This window comes from Agromyces aurantiacus (assembly GCF_016907355.1).
GTDB classification, from domain to species: Bacteria; Actinomycetota; Actinomycetes; order Actinomycetales; family Microbacteriaceae; genus Agromyces; species Agromyces aurantiacus.
In genome coordinates this window covers 3,505,036-3,520,010 of record NZ_JAFBBW010000001.1, presented here as the reverse complement: position 1 = coordinate 3,520,010, position 14,975 = coordinate 3,505,036, and the positions used below count along the sequence as shown (strand labels likewise).

The window sequence follows — 14,975 nt, the reverse complement described above, 5'->3', positions numbered from 1 at the left end:
GGAGGAGCCCATGCAGACCCGCACCCTCGGCCGGACCGGCCGCACCGTCTCGGTCATCGGACTCGGCACCTGGCAGCTCGGCGCCGACTGGGGCGAGGTCGACGAGGCCGACGCGCTCGCCGTGCTCGACGCGTCGCACGAGGCCGGCGTCACGGTCTTCGACACCGCCGACGTGTACGGCGACGGCCGTTCGGAGTCGCTCATCGGGCGCTGGCTCGCGGCGAACCCCGGTTCGGGAGTGACCGTCGCGACGAAGATGGGCCGGCGGATGCCGCAGGAGCACGGCAACTACGTGCTCGAAAACTTCCGCGCCTGGACCGACCGCTCGCGCCGCAACCTCGGCGTCGAGACCCTCGACCTCGTGCAGCTGCACTGCCCGCCGACCTCGGTGTACTCCGACGACGCGGTCTACGACGCGCTCGACACGCTCGTCGCCGAGGGTGCGATCGCCGCGTACGGCGTGAGCGTCGAGAAGGTCGAGGAGGCGCTCGCCGCCATCGCGCGGCCGAACGTCGCGACCGTGCAGATCATCCTCAACGCGTTCCGGCTCAAGCCGGTCGACGAGGTGCTGCCGATCGCCGAGCAGTACGGCGTGGGCATCATCGCGCGCGTGCCGCTCGCGAGCGGGCTGCTGTCGGGCAAGTACACGCTCGACACGCAGTTCGCCGAGAACGACCACCGCACCTACAACCGGCACGGCGAGTCGTTCGACGTCGGCGAGACGTTCTCGGGCGTCGACTACGCGGCCGGCGTGCGCGCGGCATCCGAGTTCTCCGCGCTCGCGAGGCAGGCGGCGCCGGATGCCACGCCCGCGCAGGTCGCGCTCGCCTGGGTCGCCCGGCAGCGCGGCGTCTCGACCGTGATCCCGGGCGCGCGCAACCCCGAGCAGGCCCGCGCCAACGCGGCCGCTGGGTCGCTCGAGCTGCCCGACACGTTCGACGCCGCCGTCCGCGAGCTCTACGACCGCGAGATCCGCGCGTCGGTGCACCACCGCTGGTGACCTGCCGGGCGCCCCGCGCCGGATCGACGGCGATCCCCGCGGGAACCCCGACGCCCGTCCCCGGCCGGCTGCGGTCGGCCCGGCGCTCGGGCGGTGAGGCGTGATCGACATCCTCACCGGCTTCGCGGTCATCGGCCTCGCGGTGTTCGTCGGCTGGCTCGCCGCGCGCACCGGCGTGCTCGGCCCGAACGCGCGCCCGGTGCTCGCGCGGCTGAACTTCAGCGTGCTCTCGCCGTTCCTGCTGTTCTCGGTGCTCGCGACCGCCGACGTGCACGCGTTGTTCTCGGCCCTGCTGCCCGTCTCGGCGATCGCGGCTGTCGCGGTCATGCTCGTGTTCTCGGTCGTCTCCCTGGTGCTGCTGCGCCGCGGGGTCGCGCGCACGACGATCGGCGCGCTCGCCTCCGGCTATGTCAACGGCAACAACATCGGCATCCCGATCGCGCTCTACCTGCTGGGGGATGCCGCGTACTCGGCGCCGATCGTGCTGCTGCAGCTGCTGCTCTTCGCCCCGGTCGCGCTCGCGATCCTCGGCGCGACGGTCGAGGGCCGCACCTCGGCCGGGGGCATCCTGCGCTCGACGTTCACGAACCCGATCATCATCGGGTCGCTGCTCGGCGTGCTCGTCTCGGTGTCGGGGCTCGAGCTGCCGCCGATCGTGCTCGACCCGGTGCAGCTCATCGGCCAGGCCGCCGTGCCGCTCATGCTCATCGCCTACGGGTTGTCACTGCACGGGAAGCGCATGTTCGAGCCCGGCACAGGGCTGCGCGACGTCGTCTTCGCGGCGATCCTCAAGCTGTTCGCGATGCCCGCGATCGCGTGGGCGGTCGGCGGGTTCGCCTTCGGGCTCGAGGGGCGCTCGCTGTACGCCGTGACGGTGCTCGCGGCGCTGCCGACCGCGCAGAACGTGTTCAACTTCGCGCAGCGCTACGAGACGGCCGAGATCGTCGCGCGCGACACGGTGTTCCTCACGACCGTGGGCTCGGTGCCCGTGCTGCTCGGCATCTCGCTGCTGCTCGGCTGAGCGGGGGAGGGAAGCGCCGTCGGCGCGTGGCGCGGCGCGCCATCCGCGTGCCGTCACCGTTCCGCCTGCCGCATCTCCCGTCTCGGCTCGTCCTGCGCGCAGTGCGCTGCCGCGGCATCCGTGGCTCCGCGTGTTCGGGAGCGCGTGGGAATCCGCTCGACGGAGCGTCGGCGACGCCCATCCGGCGCAACCTCATGCGCTTGCGGATGGCGGCCCGCCCGAGTTCGCAGGATGAGCCGCGGCACGGCGTCGCACTCGGGAGTGCGGCGCGTGTCGTCCTGCAAACCCGGCTGACGGCTTGGTGGAGTTCGCAGGATGAGCCGCTCCATGGAGCCGCATTCGGGAGTATGGCGCGTCTCGTCCTGCAGACCGCGCCGGCGGGTCGGCGGCTCGGCGAGGCGTGCCGCCCGGGCGTCAGCCGCAGGCGGCAGGATGGACCCGACCCGAGGAGGCGCACGTGCCGTTCGAACGCGACGACGGAACCCCGCTCGAGGCGATCGCGCTCGCGCAGCGTCCGGCCGCGGCCGATCGCTTCGAGCTGCGCGAGGCGATCGTCTACGTCGACCCGCTCACGGGCCGCCGGTACCGTGCGCCCGCGGCGGGCGAGGCGCCGCTGCCGCACGGCGTCACCGACCTCGCGTCGGTGCCGAGCCCGCTGTGGGGGCTGATCGCGAGCTACGGGCGCCAGTCCGCGCCGGCGATCCTGCACGACGAGCGGTCGCGGGTCGCGGCCGAGCTCGGCGACCGCCGCGCCGCGCTCGCGCAACGTCGGGAAGACGACCGCGTGTTCCACACCGGCCTGCGCGAGCAGGGCGTGCCGCGACTGCGCGCGCGGCTCATGTGGGCGTGGGTGTCGGCCGATCGGGAGCGCGAGTTCGGCGGCGTGCTCGGGTGGGTGCTGCTCGGCCAGGTCGGTGCGGGCGTGCTGCTCGCGGTGGCCGCCGTGGTGCTCGCCGTCGTCGCCGGCCCGTGGTGGCTGCTGCTCGCACTCGTTCCGCTCGCGGCCGCGCTCGCCTGGGGCCGGCTGGCGCCGCTCGTGCTCGTGCTGACCTTCTCGCTCGCCGGGTTCGGGCCGCTGCTGCTGCTCCAGCTCGCGGCGCTCGTCGCGTTCCGCGCGGTCGAGGCGGTCGTCGAGCTCGTCAGCGGCGGCGACCCCGCGTCGGTGGTGCGGCCGACGATCGCGGTGCCACGCCCGGGCGCGGTGCCACGCCCGGGCGAGGAGGACCCGCGCGGCTGAGGTTCAGGGTTTCCCCTGATCCGCCCGCGCCGCGGCATCCGTAGCGTAGGTACCGGTCGGACGGCCGCGGACATGCAGGGGGAACTGTCACCGCGGCGGACGACCGGAGAGCCGGCCGCGCGAGAACCCACCCGAATGGGCCGCGCAGGCCGGCTCCCCCCTTTTCGAGCGTGGATCGCTCAGCGCACGCCCCGGCGTGCCCCGAGCCGCGCGTGGACGCCGAGGAGCCGTGGTACGACCACGTAGACCGCGAGCGGGACCACGATGAGCGTCAGCACGAGCGCCCGCAGCACCGGATGCCACGACTCGGTGAAGGGGGCCATGGCGAGCATGCCGATCGAGACCAGCGGGAAGATGGCCAGCCAGGTGATGACGGCGCGCACGTGCACGGACGGCGCCGCGGATGCGGCCGGGGCCGCGGGCGCGGGTGCGGCGGAGGCGGCCGGCAACGCGATCGCAGCGGGTGCGGCATCGAGGCCGGCCGGGGTGATGGGGTTCGAGGTCATGCGAGTGCCTTCCGCGAGAAATTCCAACTGAAGAGTTGTAATTCAGGACGGCCCGTCGATATTCCCGCCGGATGCATCCGGATCGGTGCGACCACTGATGCCGCTGCCCACCGCGAGGAGTACCGTGCGTGACGTCACCGGACCCGTCGCCAGAACGGTGGGGGCCGTTCGCGGATCCGCGAAAGGATGCGCCATGCTTCTCGAATCGCTTCCGGATGAGACCGTCGCGGCCATCGAGGTCCGCGACCGCTGGCGTCGGCGTGCCTCCTCGGGCGCGGCCGGGCTGGAGTTCATCGTCACCGACCTCGGCCGCTGGCCGGTGGGGTCGACCGTCCGCGTCGCCTTCCTCGGCGGCGACACCGCGCTGCACGACGACATCGTCTCGGCGACGCAGCAGATCACCGACAGCTGCAACCTGCGGCTCGACTTCGGCCGCGACCCCGGCACCGGCGCGTACCGGCGATGGACGACCGCCGACACCGAGTACGCCGCCGAGATCCGGGTCAGCTTCGACGCCGACGGCTACTTCTCGCTCGTCGGCACCGACAGCACCGATCCCACGATCGGACGGCCCGGCGACCCCGTGGGCGGCCACCCCGGCTCGCGCAGCCTGAACCTCGGGGAGTACGACACCGACCGGCCCGCCAAGTGGGAGGGCACCGTGCGCCACGAGTTCCTGCACGCGCTCGGCTTCCATCACTCGCACCAGAACATGCGGGGCACGTGCGAGAGCGAGTTCCGGTGGGAGGACGACGACGGGTATGTGCCGACGACCGACGCGCGGGGCGTTTTCGTGCCGGATGCCGCGGGCAAGCGCCCCGGGATCTACACGTTCCTCGCGGGGCCGCCGAACCGGTGGTCGCGGGCCAAGGTCGACCACAACCTGCGCACCGAGGAGGACCCGGACGTCATCGCCGGACCGTTCGACGCGGCATCCGTCATGCTCTACCGGTTCCCCGACTTCTTCTACCGCTCGAACCCGAGCAGCTGCGCGCCGACGACCGACGGCCAGAACCTCTCGGATGGCGACAGGCGCGGGCTGAACGTGCTCTACCCGCACACCGCGGACGAGCTCGCCGACCTGCGCTCGCGCGCCGGATCGGCGCTCGGCTCGATCGGCGGCGGTGAGGAGCTGCCCGGCGCGCCGGGCGAGGACGGCCTCGCGGCGGCGTACCGCCGGCGCGTCGTCGAGCTGGTCGGGGCGCAGGCCGGCGCGCCCGCCTGACCGCCGGCGCCGCCCGCCGCCGGGCCCGCGCCCGCACCGCGGACGCGCGCCCGGCCGCCCGGCCGCCACCCAGTCGGCGTTCGTAGGATGGGCGCATGGCCTGGGACACCGAGCGGACCAAGCGCCTGCTGCTCGACGCCGCGACCGAGGAGTTCAGCCGGTACGGGCTGGCGGGGGCCCGCGTCGATCGCATCGCGGCATCCGCCGGCGTCAACAAGGAGCGCATCTACCAGTACTTCGGCAAGAAGGACGAGCTGTTCGCGACCGTGCTCGGCACGCGCCTGCGCGACCTCGTCGAGGAGGTGCCGATGCTCGGCACGGGCCCCGACGCCGTGGGGGACTACGCGGGGCGGCTGTTCGAGCACCACCTGCGCGACGAGACGATCCCGCGCCTGGTGTTCTGGGAGGGCCTCGAGCTCGGCGCCGACGCGGTCGCCGACGCGCGTCGCGAGTACCACGCGGAGAAGGTCGCGCGGTTCCAGGCGATGCTCCCGGGCCTCGGGCGCGAGGCGGCGGGCGAGCTGCTGCTCGCGATCGTCACGCTCGTGAACGCGTGGCCGGTGATCGCGCAGCTCGACCGGCAGCTGGTGACGGGCGCGACGGATGGCGCGGATGGCGCGGCCGTCGCCGCCGACCCGGCGGCGCGCATCGCGGTCCGGCGCGCCTACCTGGAGCGCGCGGCGACCGCGCTCGCCGGCGCCGCGCTCGCCGAGGCAGCCGGCGCCGCGCTCGCCGCGCATGCGGCAGACTCGAACGGATGACCGCCACCCTCACCCTGCTCGACGCAGCCCCGCGCCCGTACGACGCCGACGCGATGTACGACGCGTTCGTCGAGTGGGCGTCCGCGCGCGGCTTCACGCTCTACCCGGCGCAGGATGAGGCGGTCATCGAGATCGTCTCGGGCGCGAACGTGATCCTCTCGACCCCGACCGGCACGGGCAAGTCGCTCGTCGCGGTCGCGGCGCACGCGGCATCCGTCGCCCGCACGGCCGCCGACCGCGAGGCGGGCCGTCCCGTCGGTCGCACCTACTACACGGCGCCGATCAAGGCGCTCGTGAGCGAGAAGTTCTTCCAGCTCGTCGACATCTTCGGCGCGCAGAACGTCGGCATGGTCACGGGTGACAGCTCGGTCAACGCCGACGCGCCGATCATCTGCTGCACGGCCGAGATCCTCGCGAACCTCGCGCTTCGACAGGGCGCCGACGCGCCCGTCGACCAGGTCGTGATGGACGAGTTCCACTACTACGGCGACCCCGACCGCGGCTGGGCGTGGCAGGTGCCGCTCATCACGCTCCCGCACGCCCAGTTCGTGCTCATGTCGGCGACGCTCGGGGATGTCACGGCCATCGCCGATGACCTGACGCGTCGCACGGGCCGCGACACCGCGCGCGTCACGGGCGTCGACCGCCCGGTGCCGCTGCACTTCTCGTATGCGAAGACGCCCGTGCAGGAGACCGTCGAGGAGCTCCTCGAGACCCGCGAGGCGCCCGTGTACATCGTGCACTTCTCGCAGGCCGCCGCGATGGAGCGCGCGCAGGCGCTGTCGTCGATCCGCGTCGTGAGCCGCGAGGGCCGCGATGAGATCGCCGAGGCGATCGGCGGGTTCCGCTTCACGACCGGCTTCGGCAAGACCCTCTCGCGGCTCGTGCGCGCGGGCATCGGCGTGCACCATGCGGGCATGCTGCCGCGCTATCGGCGCCTCGTCGAGACGCTCGCGCAGCGCGGGCTGCTCCGCGTCATCTGCGGCACCGACACGCTCGGCGTCGGCATCAACGTGCCGATCCGCACGGTGCTCATCACCGCGCTCTCGAAGTACGACGGCCAGCGGATGCGGCAGCTGAGCGCCCGCGAGTTCCACCAGGTCGCGGGGCGCGCGGGCCGGGCCGGCTACGACACCGCGGGCAACGTCGTCGTGCTCGCGCCCGATCACGAGATCGAGAACGAGACCGCGATCCGCAAGGCCGGCGACGACCCGAAGAAGCTCAAGAAGGTCGTGCGCAAGAAGGCTCCGGCCGGGTTCGTCACGTGGGGCGAGGGGTCGTTCGAGCGGCTCGTCGCGGCCGAGCCCGAGCCGCTCGTGCCGCAGCTCAAGCTCACGGCCGCGATGCTGATCAACGTGATCGGCCGCGGCGGCGACGTGCCCCGCGCCATCCGCTCGCTCGTCTTCGACAACCACGAGCCGCGCGCGCGGCAGTACGAGCTCGCGCGGCGTGCGCTCGGGATCCTCCGCACCCTGCGCGACGCGGGCGTCGTCGAGATCGTGCCCGCCGGCTCGCCCTCGCCCGCCGCTGACGAGCCCAGGGGGTCGGATCGCGGCGCCGGCGCCGGCGCCGGCGCCGGAGGCGGGCTCGGGGTCGAGCTGCGGCTCACGGTCGACCTGCAGCCGAACTTCGCGCTCAACCAGCCGCTGTCGCCGTTCGCGCTCGCCGCGATCGAGCTGCTCGACCCCGAGACGAGCGAGCAGGGCACGGGCCACTACTCGCTCGACGTCGTGTCGATCATCGAGTCGACGCTCGACGACCCGCGGCCGATCCTGTCGCAGCAGCAGTTCCGCGCGCGCGGCGAGGCGGTCGCGGCGATGAAGCGCGACGGCATCGAGTACGACGAGCGGATGGCGCTGCTCGAGGAGGTCACTTGGCCCAAGCCGCTCGACGAGCTGCTCGCCCACGCGTTCGAGACGTTCGCGTCGAGCCAGCCGTGGGTGCGCGACTTCGAGCTCAGCCCCAAGTCGGTCGTGCGCGACATGTTCGAGCGGTCGATGTCGTTCGGCGAGTACGTGTCGTTCTACCAGCTGCAGCGCAGCGAGGGGCTCGTGCTGCGCTACCTCTCCGACGCCTTCCGGGCGATACGGCAGACCGTGCCCGACGAGGCGAAGGACGAGGAGCTGCTCGACCTCATCGAGTGGCTCGGCGAGCTCGTGCGCCAGGTCGACTCGAGCCTCGTGGACGAGTGGTCCGAGCTCGTCGACCCGTCCTCGCACCTGCCAGAGGACGAGCAGCCCGTCGTGCCGCCCGCGCCGCCGTCGGTCGTGACCAACCGTCGCGCGTTCACGGTGCTCGTGCGCAATGAGCTGTTCCGGCGCGTGCAGCTCGCGGCGCTCGAGCGCGACGAGGAGCTCGCCGAACTCGACCCCGACGTCGACTGGCCCGCGGCGCTCGACGCGTACTACGCCGACCACGACGCGATCGGCGTCGGCGGGCCGGCACGTTCGCCGCGGCTCGTCACGATCGACGAGACGGATGCCGCGAGCGGCCGCTGGCGCGTCGAACAGGTGATCGACGACCCGGCGGGCGACCACGACTGGCGCATCCGCGGCGACGTCGACCTCGAGGCGTCGGCCGAGGAGGGGACCGCGGTCGTGCGGATCACGGAGGTCGTGCGGCTGTAGGCCCCGAGCCCGACTTCCGGGCCGACAGGCGGCCAGCTTCCGGGCCTCCGCGACGCGCGTGGACTACGCCAGCGCGAGCATGCCCGCCGCGACGAACGCGAGCGCGAGCCCCGCCCACTGCACGGGCGCGATCCGCTCGCGCAGGACCACCGCGGCGAGGATGACGGTACCCGCCGGGTACATCGCACCGAGCACGGCCGCGACCGCGAGGTCGCCGGCCCGGATGCCGAGCAGGAGCAGCACGTTCGCGACCGCGTCGAGCACGCCGCACGCGAGCGCGAGGATCACCGCCCGGGGGAGGAACGCGCGGTGCGCGGCGCCGTCGGGAGCCGCCGCCGCGCCCGTGCGCGCGTCAGCGACATCCGAAGCCGGCGCAGTGCGGGTCGCGTGGACCGGGACCTCCGCCGGTCGCTTCCTCGCGCCGGCGGCGACGCCGGCGGGGATCGCGACCCGCGTGCGCGCGCGCCGGGTGATCGCGATCACGGCGACGGCGCCGAACAGGAGCGAGGCGGCGACCACCCGATTGGCCACGAGCGGCACGACGCCCGACTCGTCGGACGTGTGGGAGATGACGATGTAGTACCCGCCGATGGCGAGCCCGGACCCGACGGCCAGCAGCAGGCCGCGGGTGCTCGGGCGCACTGCGCCGCGCTCGGGCACGAAGCCGACGAGCACGACCGCGAGGAGCGCGAGGCCGATTCCCCAGACGCCGAGCGGTCCGAACCGCTCCGCGCCCACGAGCGTGCCCCACAGCATCGGCGTGATCGCCGACATGAGCGCCGTGAGCGGCGACAGGATGCTCATCGGGCCGATCGCGAGGCTCGCGTAGAGCAGGACGATCGCGAGCGCGCCGACCACCGCCGACACCGCGCCCCACGCGAGGTCGGCCGTCGTCCACTCGCCGCCGAGCAGCGGCAGCGCGATGAGCATGACGACCAGCCCGGCGACCGCCGCGATCGCGGTCGCGAGGATCGCGCTCATGCGCTTCGACGCGAGTCCGCCGAGGAAGTCGGCGGCGCCGTAGACGAGTGCGCCGGTGAGGGAGAGGGCCGCGGTGAGCATCGTCGGCGAGCCTACCGGCGACCGTCGACACGCGCTCAGATGAGCGACGGCAGCTGCTCATATGAGCAAATTCGGCCGAATCGTTGAACCGGAGGTGACGAGTCGGCCACGGGTCTTCCCACGCCCACAGGCGGAACATAGGCTGCGGATCAGCGTCGTCCGCGAGCCGGGCGATGCACGCGACGCCCGGGGAGCGCCACCGCGAGCTCCGGCATCCGTCTTGCAGAGGAGATCACGCAATGCAGCAACGTTCCCCCGGCGCGGCCCCCCGGCGCGCCACGGCCGGTCGCAGGGCGCCGAGGCGCCTCGCGACGGCCGCCGCCCTCGCCACGGCGTCCGCCGTCGGCCTGTCGCTCTTCGGCATCGCGCCCGCCCAGGCCGCCGAGGTGACCCACACGATCGCGCAGGTGCAGGGCACCACCGCGACCACGCCGCTGATCAACCAGGTCGTCACGGTCGAGGGTGTCGTGACGGGCGACCACCGCACCGGCGGCTACCGCGGCATCTACATCCAGACCGCCGGCTCCGGCGGGACGACGGATGCCACGCCCGGCGCATCCGACGGCATCTTCGTGTTCCTCGGCAATTCGGCCTCCTCCGTCTCGGTCGCCATCGGCGATCTCGTCCGCGTGACGGGCCGGGCCGGCGAGTTCAACACCGTCACCCAGATCAACGCGTCCGGCGCGGGATCCTCGGTCGAGGTCGTGTCGTCGGGCGTCGCCCTCCCCGCGGTGACGCCGCTCGCCAACACGGTGCTCGGCAGCTCGCGCGAGCAGTTCGAGGGCATGCTCGTCCGGCCCTCGGGCACGTACAAGCTCGTCTCGAGCCACAACCTGCAGAACTTCGGCGAGCTCTGGACCAGCGCCGGAAGCGCCATGCCCGTCGAGGCGTTCGAGACCCAGGCGCCTGGCACGTCGGCCGCGGCCTCGATCACCACCGCGAACAACAACGCCCGGCTCCTCCTCGACGACGGCTACAGCATCCGCGTCGACAACGACGCGCACCCCGGCGACCAGCCCTACTTCACGAAGGGCGTCGTCGTGCGCAACGGCGACAACGTGACCTTCCCCGCCGGCGGATCGCTGCTCAGCTACGACTTCGGCAACTGGCGCCTGCAGCCGCCGACGCCGATCAACGACACGAGCCCGGCGAACCTCAAGCCGACGTTCACCGCGGCGAACCTCCGCCAGCCCGACGCTCCGGCCGTCGGCGGCGACATCACGGTCGCGTCGTTCAACGTGCTGAACTACTTCACCACCCTCGCCGAGGACAACCCCGACGCGCGCGGCGCCGAGACCGCCGAGGAATTCGCGATCCAGGAGTCGAAGATCGTCACCGCGATCAACAAGCTCGACGCCGACGTGGTCGCCCTCCAGGAGATCGAGAACTCGGTCAAGCTCGGCGAGGCGCCCGACGAGGCGCTCGCCACGCTCGTGAAGGCGCTGAACAAGGCTGCGGGGTCGAAGGTGTGGGACTACGTCCGCACGCCCGACGCGCTGCACGACGCCGCGATCACCGACTACATCACGAACGCGATCATCTACAAGCCCGCGGTCGTGAAGCTCTCGGGCGAGGCGCAGACCGTGATCGACGAGTCCGTGTGGGACATCGCGCGCGAGCCGATCGCGCAGACCTTCAAGTACGGCAAGCAGTTCGTGACCGTCATCGCGAACCACTTCAAGTCGAAGGGCGGCACCGACCCGACCCCGCAGGCCGGTCAGGACGCCTTCAATGACGAGCGCACCGAGCAGGCCCAGTCGCTGCTCGCGTTCGCGAACACCCTCTCCGAGGGTCGCAAGAACGCGATCTACCTCGTGGGCGACTTCAACTCGTACGCCAAGGAGGACCCGATCAAGGTCTTCACCGACGCCGGCTGGAACGACCTGCTCTTCACCAAGGCGCGCGGCCAGTACACGTACACGTTCGACGGCGAGCTCGGCTCGCTCGACCACGTGCTGGCGTCGCCGGCCGCGAGCGACCGCGTGACGAAGGCCGCCGTGTGGTCGATCAACTCGCCCGAGTGGTCGCAGCGCGAGTACTGGGGCACCGCCGCCGAGGCGGGCACGCCCTTCCGCTCGAGCGACCACGACCCGATCCTCGTCGGCGTGGCCTCCGAGAAGGTGCCCGGCACCGTCGACATCGACCTCGTGACGGTGAACGACTTCCACGGCCGGATCGAGCAGTCGACCCCGTCGGGCGGCATCGCTGCGCTGTCGTCGGCGGTCAAGCAGATCCGTGCGGAGAACCCGAACACGATCTTCGCCGCCGCGGGCGACATGATCGGTGCCTCGACGTTCACGTCCTTCATCCAGCAGGACGTGCCGACGATCGAGGCGCTGAACGCGGCCGGTCTCGACGTGAGCTCCGTGGGCAACCACGAGTTCGACCAGGGCTTCGCCGACCTGACCGACCGGGTCATGCCGATGGCGCTCTGGGAGTACCTCGGCGCGAACGTCTACAAGAAGGGCACCGCGGAGCCCGCGCTCCCGGAGTACTGGACGCAGACCTTCGACGGCGTGACCATCGGCTTCGTCGGTGCGGTCACCGATGAGCTGCCTTCGCTGGTGAGCCCGGCCGGAATCGCGGACATCACGGTGGGTGACCCCACCGATGCCGCGAACCGCGTCGCCGACCAGCTCAGCGATGGCAAGAAGGAGAACGGCGAGGCCGACATCGTGGTGCTCCTCGTGCACGAGGGCGCGGTCGACACCTCCAAGGCGTCGGCGGTCGATCCCGCGACCCGCTTCGGCAAGATCGTCACCGGCGTCAACGCGAACGTCGACGCCATCGTGTCGGGTCACACCCACCTGGCGTACAACCACGTGGTGGAGCGGACCTCGGGCGCCCCGATGCCGGTGATCTCGAGCGGCCAGTACGGCGAGCGGTTCTCCCGGATGGACATCCAGTACGACCGGGCGACCAAGTCCTTCACGATGAAGAACGAGATCTTCAACCTGATGGACGGCTCCACGCCGCTCTACCCCGACGACCCCGCGGTGAAGCCCATCGTGGACGAGGCCGTGGCAGTCGCGTCCCAGCTCGGCAGCGTCGTGCTCGGCGAGGCGAGCGCAGACTTCGGTCGCGCCGTGGCGTCGAACCCGGCCGGTGCGAGCTCGTTCCCCGAGAACCGGGGCGGCGAGTCGACGCTCGGGAACCTCGTGGCCGACGTGCAGCTGTGGTCGCTGAACGAGGACGGCACGCGCGACGTGGACATCGCGTTCATGAACCCGGGCGGCCTGCGCGCCGACCTGGCCGCCGGAGAGGTGACCTACAAGGAGGCCGCCGACGTCCAGCCCTTCGCCAACACGCTCGTGACGATGAACCTCACGGGTGCCCAGGTGAAGGCCGTGCTCGAGGAGCAGTGGCAGCCCTCGGGGGCGTCGCGTCCGTTCCTCAAGCTCGGCGTCAATGCGGGGCTGACCTACACGTACGACCCCACCGCGGCAGCCGGCGCGCACATCACCGAGATCTTCCTCGATGGTGAGCCGCTCGACCTCGCGGCGACGTACTCTGTGGGCGCGAACTCGTTCCTCGCCTCCGGTGGAGACAACTTCTTCACCCTCGGCAAGGGCACGAACAAGGCCGACAGCGGCAAGATCGACCTCGAGTCGATGGTCGACTACTTCGACGAGTTCGGCACCGCGACGCCCGACACCAAGCAGCGTGCGGTCGGCGTGGTGGTCCAGGGCGACGGCACGTACGCCCCGGGTGAGTCGGTGACGGTGAACCTGTCGTCGCTCGACTTCAGCCGGAACGAGCCGGCCGCCGGCACGGTCGTCGTCTCCTTCGGCGGGCAGCAGCTCGCCACGGCGACGGTCGATCGCACCTACACCCCCACGGTCGACGAGATCGGCAAGGGCACCGTGACCTTCACGGTGCCCGCCGGCCTCAGCGGCGTGCAGCGGTTCGACGTCTCGGTGCCCAGCACCGGAACGACGAGCTCGTTCACGCTGAACATCGGCTGACCCGCCCCCAGCGGACGAACGGCCCCGGGCTCGCGCCCGGGGCCGTTCGGCGTCGTGGGGCCGCGATGGCGGCCGGTTAGGCTGGAGGGGTGACGACCCGGGGTGCACGCGCGGTGCGCGGGGCGGCGATCGCCGCCTTCGCGACCCTCGTCGCCTCGCTCGCGCACACGATCGGCGGCGGCACCCCGCCCGGACCCCTCGCGCTGACGCTGTCGCTGGCGTTCTCGGCGCCCCTCGCGATGGTGCTGACGGGTCGGCGGATGCCGCTCGTGCGCGCCTCGGCGGCCGCCCTCGTCGCGCAGGCCGCGCTGCACCTGCTCTATGCCGTCGGCACGCCCGGTCCGCGCCTCTCGACGTCCTCCTCGGGCCTCGGGGCGCACGGGGGCCACGACGCCCCGGTCGTGCATCTCGCCGGCGGCGCCCTCGTCGTCGACCACGGCCACGCCGTGACGATGCCCCTCGCGCACCTCGTCGCGGCCGCCGCGACGGTCGTGGCGCTCGTGCTCGTGGAGCGCGCCGCCTCCGCGGTCTCGGTGGCGTTCGGGACCGTCGTCCGCGGATTCCGGCTCGTCGCCGCCGTGCTCCACGGGGTGGTCGCCCCGCCGGCTGCGCCGCGCGTGACCGCGGCGCTCCGCTTCGGCCCGCCGAGCCTCGGCATCCTGCTCCTCTCCTCGCTGCGTCATCGCGGTCCGCCGTGGGCATCGTCCGCCGCCTGAGCGGCCACGATCCCCATACCGAGCATCCGCACGCTTCGGCGCGCCGAACCACCTGAGCCGAGCCCTCGGCCGGCGCGCCCGTGCACCAAACGAGAAGAGACCATCCTGATGCGACCCCGTACCCCCCGCACCCGCTCCCTGACCCTCGCCGCGACCGCCGTCGGCGGCGGGGCCCTCCTTGCGCTCGCCGCTCCCGCCGCGGCGCAGGCGCACGTCAACGTGACCCCCGACTCGACGGCCGCCGGTTCGTACGCCGTGCTCCAGTTCGCCTCGGGCCACGGCTGCGACGGCTCGCCCACGACTGCGTTCACCGTCGACATCCCCGAGCAGATCCTGTCCGTCACGCCCACGCTCGAGGCGGGATGGAGCGTCGAGAAGATCATGGTCGCCCTCGACGAACCCGTCGAGGGCGCGCACGGCGACCTCGTCTCCGAGCGCGTCGGCCAGGTCGTCTACACCGCCGACACGCCGATCCCCGAGGGCTACCGCGGCACCTTCGAGATCCAGGTGCTCCTCCCCGAGGAGGGCGAGGGCGAGCGTCTCGAGTTCCCCGTCCTCCAGACCTGCGTCGAGGGCGAGACGGCCTGGAACGAGTCGCCCGGCGCCGACGGAGCCGAGCCCGAGCACCCGGCGCCGGCCATCGAGGTGACCGCCGCAGCCGGCGACGCCCACGGCCACGGCGACGACCACGCCGACACGCCGGAGGCGGCCGACGCCGAGACCACCGCGCAGGGCGGCGACGCGACGGATGCGGCGGTCGACACGCTCGCGCGCGTCGTCGGCATCGGCGGACTCGCCGTGGGCGTGGCCGGACTCGTCGTCGCGATCGTCGCCCGCCGCGGATCGAAGGCCTGA

General features: G+C 72.5%; 11 protein-coding genes. 9 read left to right on the top strand and 2 right to left on the bottom strand.

Features of this window, described 5'->3' with window-relative positions:
* Nucleotides 1-10: 10 nt before the first annotated feature.
* From JOD46_RS16640 to JOD46_RS16630, 3 genes are all read left to right on the top strand, one after another.
* On the top strand, nucleotides 11-1,000 hold the full coding sequence (locus JOD46_RS16640; protein WP_204395578.1) for an aldo/keto reductase: 990 nt from the start codon (nucleotides 11-13) through the stop codon (nucleotides 998-1,000).
* Between the two features lie 100 nt (nucleotides 1,001-1,100).
* Nucleotides 1,101-2,021 carry an AEC family transporter gene (locus tag JOD46_RS16635; RefSeq protein ID WP_204395577.1) on the top strand — a complete coding sequence of 307 codons (921 nt, stop codon included), beginning with the start codon at nucleotides 1,101-1,103 and terminating at the stop codon, nucleotides 2,019-2,021.
* Nucleotides 2,022-2,478: 457 nt separating this feature from the next.
* The gene (locus JOD46_RS16630) at nucleotides 2,479-3,258 is read left to right on the top strand and encodes a DUF1353 domain-containing protein (protein ID WP_204395576.1); all 780 of its coding nucleotides are present in this window, start codon (nucleotides 2,479-2,481) and stop codon (nucleotides 3,256-3,258) included.
* Nucleotides 3,259-3,437: 179 nt separating this feature from the next.
* Here the strand turns inward: JOD46_RS16630 and JOD46_RS16625 are convergent, their stop codons facing one another.
* Complete coding sequence (locus JOD46_RS16625) at nucleotides 3,438-3,764, bottom strand: putative antibiotic biosynthesis monooxygenase (protein WP_239562846.1); 327 nt, start codon at nucleotides 3,762-3,764, stop codon at nucleotides 3,438-3,440.
* A gap of 193 nt (nucleotides 3,765-3,957) precedes the next feature.
* On the opposite strand from JOD46_RS16625, the gene JOD46_RS16620 reads away from it, so the two are divergent.
* From JOD46_RS16620 to JOD46_RS16610, 3 genes are all read left to right on the top strand, one after another.
* A complete protein-coding gene (locus JOD46_RS16620) occupies nucleotides 3,958-4,989 on the top strand; it encodes a zinc metalloprotease (protein ID WP_204395575.1) in 1,032 nt (343 codons plus the stop codon).
* A gap of 95 nt (nucleotides 4,990-5,084) precedes the next feature.
* Nucleotides 5,085-5,750, top strand: coding sequence for a TetR/AcrR family transcriptional regulator (locus JOD46_RS16615; protein ID WP_204395574.1), 666 nt, complete (start codon nucleotides 5,085-5,087; stop codon nucleotides 5,748-5,750).
* Nucleotides 5,747-8,377 carry a DEAD/DEAH box helicase gene (locus JOD46_RS16610; RefSeq protein WP_204395573.1) on the top strand — a complete coding sequence of 877 codons (2,631 nt, stop codon included), beginning with the start codon at nucleotides 5,747-5,749 and terminating at the stop codon, nucleotides 8,375-8,377. The genes JOD46_RS16615 and JOD46_RS16610 overlap by 4 nt, the downstream gene beginning before the upstream one ends.
* A 63-nt stretch (nucleotides 8,378-8,440) precedes the next feature.
* Here the strand turns inward: JOD46_RS16610 and JOD46_RS16605 are convergent, their stop codons facing one another.
* Nucleotides 8,441-9,439, bottom strand: coding sequence for an EamA family transporter (locus JOD46_RS16605; protein WP_204395572.1), 999 nt, complete (start codon nucleotides 9,437-9,439; stop codon nucleotides 8,441-8,443).
* Between the two features lie 239 nt (nucleotides 9,440-9,678).
* On the opposite strand from JOD46_RS16605, the gene JOD46_RS16600 reads away from it, so the two are divergent.
* The 3 genes from JOD46_RS16600 to JOD46_RS16590 all read left to right on the top strand — a co-directional run bounded on the left by JOD46_RS16600 (nucleotide 9,679) and on the right by JOD46_RS16590 (nucleotide 14,975).
* Nucleotides 9,679-13,404, top strand: coding sequence for an ExeM/NucH family extracellular endonuclease (locus tag JOD46_RS16600; RefSeq protein ID WP_239562845.1), 3,726 nt, complete (start codon nucleotides 9,679-9,681; stop codon nucleotides 13,402-13,404).
* A gap of 89 nt (nucleotides 13,405-13,493) precedes the next feature.
* The gene (locus JOD46_RS16595) at nucleotides 13,494-14,120 is read left to right on the top strand and encodes a hypothetical protein (RefSeq protein ID WP_204395570.1); all 627 of its coding nucleotides are present in this window, start codon (nucleotides 13,494-13,496) and stop codon (nucleotides 14,118-14,120) included.
* A 108-nt stretch (nucleotides 14,121-14,228) separates the two neighbouring features.
* On the top strand, nucleotides 14,229-14,975 hold the full coding sequence (locus JOD46_RS16590) for a YcnI family copper-binding membrane protein (protein WP_204395569.1): 747 nt from the start codon (nucleotides 14,229-14,231) through the stop codon (nucleotides 14,973-14,975).

Coding starts and splice junctions, on each gene's coding strand:
- JOD46_RS16640 (WP_204395578.1), top strand. CDS start 11: ATGCAGACCCGCACCCTCGGCCGGACCGGCCGCACCGTCTCGGTCATC.
- JOD46_RS16625 (WP_239562846.1), bottom strand. CDS start 3,764: ATGACCTCGAACCCCATCACCCCGGCCGGCCTCGATGCCGCACCCGCT.
- JOD46_RS16620 (WP_204395575.1), top strand. CDS start 3,958: ATGCTTCTCGAATCGCTTCCGGATGAGACCGTCGCGGCCATCGAGGTC.
- JOD46_RS16615 (WP_204395574.1), top strand. CDS start 5,085: ATGGCCTGGGACACCGAGCGGACCAAGCGCCTGCTGCTCGACGCCGCG.
- JOD46_RS16610 (WP_204395573.1), top strand. CDS start 5,747: ATGACCGCCACCCTCACCCTGCTCGACGCAGCCCCGCGCCCGTACGAC.
- JOD46_RS16605 (WP_204395572.1), bottom strand. CDS start 9,439: ATGCTCACCGCGGCCCTCTCCCTCACCGGCGCACTCGTCTACGGCGCC.
- JOD46_RS16600 (WP_239562845.1), top strand. CDS start 9,679: ATGCAGCAACGTTCCCCCGGCGCGGCCCCCCGGCGCGCCACGGCCGGT.
- JOD46_RS16590 (WP_204395569.1), top strand. CDS start 14,229: ATGCGACCCCGTACCCCCCGCACCCGCTCCCTGACCCTCGCCGCGACC.